The organism is Roseomonas rosulenta, from assembly GCF_016106005.1.
Taxonomy (GTDB): domain Bacteria; phylum Pseudomonadota; class Alphaproteobacteria; order Acetobacterales; family Acetobacteraceae; genus Neoroseomonas; species Neoroseomonas rosulenta.
The window spans coordinates 1-4,455 of sequence record NZ_JACADR010000328.1 but is presented as its reverse complement, the minus strand read 5'-3'; the positions used below and the strand labels follow the sequence as shown (position 1 = coordinate 4,455).

Below are 4,455 nucleotides of genomic sequence, written 5' to 3'. Positions count from 1 at the left end.
CCGGCCGGGGCGCGCCCGATGCCGCGCCGGCCCGGGCCGCCGCCACCAGCGCCGCCGCCTGGGCGCGCGGGATCTCGATGGTGGCATCCGCCGCCAGCGCCAGGCGCACCCCGGCGGCCAGGGCATCCGCATGCTGGTCGATCGGCGGCGGGAACACGTTCAGCCAGTGCGACCCCGCCAGGTGGAGCCGCAGCGCCCCGCCCGGCTGGCAATCCTCGATGCGCACCGGCACCAGGGCCAGGGATTGCGAGACCGCGGTCACGACCTCGTTCCTGACATGCACGGAGCCCGCCGTGTTGCGCGACAGCACAAGCACCATGGCATGCGCGCGCCCGATCGCCGTCAGGATCGCCTCGCCCCAGTCCGCGCCCGCCGGCACGTCGCGCGGGGCGATCCAGCAGCGGATGCCGCGCGCCTCCAGCGCCGCGCACACCGCATCCGCGGCGGCACGGTCGGCGGACGCATAGCTGAGGAATACGTCGTGCGGCATGTCGTCGTCCGGAACGATTGCGTTCTTGCACAGGCGGGGCGCGCGCGCCATGCGCGAGGCACACGTTGCCGGCCCGGCACGGCCCCCGTAGGATCATCGCCCTTTCCCGCGGCCGAGGCCCGATGTCCGACCCGCTCGCGGAGGTCCTGGCGCTGGAGGCCGAGGGCCTCCTGTTTTCCGCCCATGACAGGGCCATGGCGGCGCTGGCCGAGCATCCGGACGATGCCGCGCTGCGCTATCGCGCCACGCTGACCATCGCGCGGGCGGGCGCCACCGGCATGGCGCTCGACCTATTCCACCGGCTACGCCTCGATGCCGAGTCCGACCCCGAGATCGCGACGCTCGGCGCGCGCCTGATCAAGGACCGTGCCTTCGAGCAGCCGGCGGCGGTGCGCGGGCCCCTGCTCGCGGAGGCGGCGCAGCGCTACGCGGTGCTCTGGCGCATCCATGGCGCCGGCTGGCATGGCGTGAACGCCGCCGCGCTGCGGCTGCTCGGCGGGGATGCGCCCGGCGCGGCGCAGATCGCCCGCCAGGTTCTGGCACGGCACCGCGATGCCGGCGACTACTGGTCGGCCGCGACCGAGGCCGAGGCGCTGCTGCTGGCCGGGCGCGTGCTGGAAGCCCGCCGCGCCCTGGAGGAAGCGGAATCGCGCGCCGGACCCGACCTCTCGGCCCGCGCCACCACGCGCCGGCAGATGCGGCGCGAGGCCGCCGCGCTCGGTCTCGCACCCGGTTTCGTCGATGTGCTGCGCGTCCCAGCGGTGCTGCACTACACCGGCCACATGCCCAAGCCCGGGCAGGACGACCAGGCGCTTGAGGCCGGCATCGCCGCGGCGCTCGATGCCGCCATCGCCGCCGAGCACGTCGGCGCGGCCTTCGGCGGGCTGGCCGCCGGCTTCGACATCCTGGCGGTCGAGGCGCTGCTGCGCGCCGGCATCACCCCCACCGCCGTGCTGCCCTGCGACCCCGACACCTACGAGGCCGATTCGGTGGCCCCCGCCGGCGAGCGCTGGGTGCCGCGCTACCGTGCCCTGCTGCCGCGGCTGCGCATCATCCAGCTCGACGAACGCCCCTTCCCGGACGACGACCTGCACCTGGCCATGGCAGGCCGCCGCGCCATGGGCCTCGCGCGGCTGCATTCGCGCCATCGCGACGGGCCGGCGGTGCAGGTGGCCTCCTGGGACGGCCAGCCGGCGCGCGGCGCGGCAGGCACGGGCGCCGATGTCGCCTCCTGGCGCGCCGCCGGCGGTCGCTCGGTCCATATCCCCTGGCCCTGGCCGCGCAATGGCGGCGGCAATGGCCAGCCGGCGGCGCGGCGGCGGCCCATGGCGGTGCTGTTCGGCGACCTGCCGCGCTTCAGCGCGCTCGACGATGCCGGGCTCGCCACCTTCTACGCGGGGCCGCTGGCCGCGATGGGCGCGGCGCTCGACCGCCACCCGGCCACCTACCGCAACGCCTGGGGCGACGCGGTGCAGGTCACCTTCGACGACGTCGCCGCCGCCGCCGCCTGCGCCTTCGACATGCGCGCCGCGCTGGCCGCGCAGGACCCGCCGATCCACCCGCGCTTCGCGATCGACTTCGGCCCCCTGCTGCCGGTGCACGACGCGGTGCAGCACGCCGACAAGTTCTCCGGCCGTGCCATGACGCGCGCCGCGCGGATCGAGCCCGTCACACCCCCCGGGCGCATCTTCGCGACCGAAGCCTTCGCCTGCGAGGTCGCGCTGCTGCCCCGCGGTGCCGGCCTCGCCTGCGACTATGCCGGGCGCATCCCGACGGCGAAGGGCTTCGGGTCGCTGCCCCTGTATGCGTTGCGCCGGGCCGGCGCCGAGGAGGAGATGGCATGAGCGACACGCGCCTGGCCGAGGAGCTCGGCCGCATCGCGCTGTTCCGGGACCTGCCGGCGCCGGCGCTGACGCGCCTCGCGGAGGGCGCGCGGCGCGTCGCGCCGCCGGATGGCGCGCCGCTGTTCTCGCAGGGCGACCCGCCGGATGCCGTCTATGCGGTGCTGGAAGGCCGCGGCCGCGTGCGCGTCGGCGCGCCCGACAACGCGGCGAAGCGCCTGATGGTCGAGGTATTCCGCGCCGGCGACGTGTTCGGCGAGATCGGCGTGCTGGACGGCGCCACGCGCAGCGCCGATGCGGTGGTGCTCGGCGAGGTGAAGCTGGCGCGCATCCCCGCCACCGCCTTCCTCGAGACGGCGCAGGCGGAACCCGCTCTCGGCCTCGCGCTGGCGCGGCTGCTCTCGGTGCGGCTGCGGCGCACCTTCGGCCTGCTGCAGGACGCCACCTTCGCGCCGCTGGAAGTGCGCCTCGCGCGCCAGGTGATGTACCTGCTCAAGGCCGACAGCGTGAAGACCGACAAGGGCATGCGACTGGCCGCCCGCTTCCGCCAGGGGGACCTCGCGGACCTGCTGGGGGCGACGACGCGCAGCATCATCTCGATCCTGAACGCCTGGCGCGCATCCAACCTGGTGTCCTACGACACCGAGAAGGCCTTCCTGTTCGTGCTGGACGAGGCCGGGCTGGCGGCAGTCGCTGCGGGGCCGCGGGAGGGATGACGCGCCGCGAGCCGGGCCGCGCCGGCCCGCCATGAAGGGCTTCATTGGCCATCGGCGCTGGCGCGCGCCTGCTGCCGCGATGACCCGTCCATGGCCTTGCTGGCTGGCGCGCGGGGTCGCGGCGGCGCTGCTCGTGGCGCTCCCTGCGCGCGCCGACCTGCCGACCGACAAGCCCCCCGCCCTCGAACCCCATCGCCAGGTGCTGGTGGTCGAGGCACCGACCGACAAACCACCGCCGCTCGAACGCGGCCCCGCCGACATCCCCGGCCCGGCCTGCGACGCCCAGCACCACCGGCCGCTGATCGACGACGCGCTGGCCATGGCGCGCACCCGCATCCGGGAAGCGATCCGCCTGGTGCGCGACGAACCCGACCACGCGCATATCCGCCGATGGTTCGGCGATGCGCCGCGCAAGACCATCCGCATCACGCTGGAACTCACCGCCGCGCGGCTGGACGACATGGCGGGCGTGGAGATCCGCTGCAACGACCCGCCAGGCTGCCCGGGCGGACGCTTCGCCTATGCGCGGGAACGCGACCTGGTGCTGGGCCTCTGCCCGCCCTTTTTCCGCGCGCGGATGGACGGGACCGACAGCCGCTGGGGCATCCTGATCCACGAGGCCTCGCACCTGGCGGCGAATACACGCGACCACGCCTACCGTCCGACCGGCGCGCTGACGCTGGCCAAGGAGAACGCCGCCCGCGCCGCCGAGAACGCCGACAACTACGAGTATTTCGTCGAGACGCTGCCGCGCTGAGCATCCTCCAGCCTTGCCGCTTCGCAAGGCGGCTCGGGGACTGAGGTCGAACAACGGTCTTGAGCCGGCCCTGCCTCATGGCGTGTCGCGAAGTGGCTCCGGCGCCTCAGCGCGGCGGCATGCGCAGCAGGAACAGCGCCGCCACCGCCGCCGCCCCCAGCCCTGCCGTGAGCCACAGCGCCTGCGCCCCCGCCGCATCCACCAGCAGGCCGAAGCCGAAGGGGGCGAGCGCCTGTGCCGCGCGCGCCGGCGCAGTGATCAGGCCTTGCCGGTGCCCGTAGCCGACAGGCCCGAACAGCGCGAGCGGCAGGGTGCCGCGCGTGATGGTCAGCATTCCGTTCCCGGCGCCATGGATCAGCACGAAGACCGCCGCCATGGGCGCCCCGCCCACCAGCAGCACCACCACCGCGATCGGGTGCAGCGACGCGGCGATGCGCGCCGAGACGAGCGGGGAGACCTTGCGCAGGAAGGTGAATTCCAGGATGCGCGCCGCCACCTGCGCCGGGCCGAGCAGCGCGCCGGCCGCCACCGCCGCCACCGCCGTGGCCCCGGCCGCCTGCAGGAGCCCCGGCAGATGCGCCCCCAGCGCCGCCGCGCTGAACCCCGCCGTGGCCAGCACGAAGGCGAGCAGCGCCATGTCCCGCCCACCCG

The 4,455-nt window shown here is 75.1% G+C and carries 4 protein-coding genes and 1 pseudogene; 3 read left to right on the top strand and 2 right to left on the bottom strand.

Annotated elements, in window-relative coordinates:
* Positions 1 to 490, bottom strand: a 490-nt coding sequence (locus HW578_RS23400; protein ID WP_198373120.1) for a toll/interleukin-1 receptor domain-containing protein, incomplete at its 3' end; no start/stop codon positions are given.
* Between the two features lie 122 nt (positions 491 to 612).
* On the opposite strand from HW578_RS23400, the gene HW578_RS23395 reads away from it, so the two are divergent.
* The 3 genes from HW578_RS23395 (at position 613) to HW578_RS23385 (ending at position 3,804) form a co-directional block, all read left to right on the top strand.
* Positions 613 to 2,334, top strand: coding sequence for a tetratricopeptide repeat-containing protein (locus tag HW578_RS23395; protein WP_198373119.1), 1,722 nt, complete (start codon positions 613 to 615; stop codon positions 2,332 to 2,334).
* Complete coding sequence (locus HW578_RS23390) at positions 2,331 to 3,047, top strand: Crp/Fnr family transcriptional regulator (protein WP_198373118.1); 717 nt, start codon at positions 2,331 to 2,333, stop codon at positions 3,045 to 3,047. The genes HW578_RS23395 and HW578_RS23390 overlap by 4 nt, the downstream gene beginning before the upstream one ends.
* A gap of 79 nt (positions 3,048 to 3,126) precedes the next feature.
* Positions 3,127 to 3,804 carry a M35 family metallo-endopeptidase gene (locus tag HW578_RS23385; RefSeq protein ID WP_198373117.1) on the top strand — a complete coding sequence of 226 codons (678 nt, stop codon included), beginning with the start codon at positions 3,127 to 3,129 and terminating at the stop codon, positions 3,802 to 3,804.
* A gap of 106 nt (positions 3,805 to 3,910) precedes the next feature.
* Here the strand turns inward: HW578_RS23385 and HW578_RS23380 are convergent.
* Positions 3,911 to 4,455 (bottom strand): annotated as a pseudogene (locus HW578_RS23380) (MFS transporter); the annotation flags it as partial.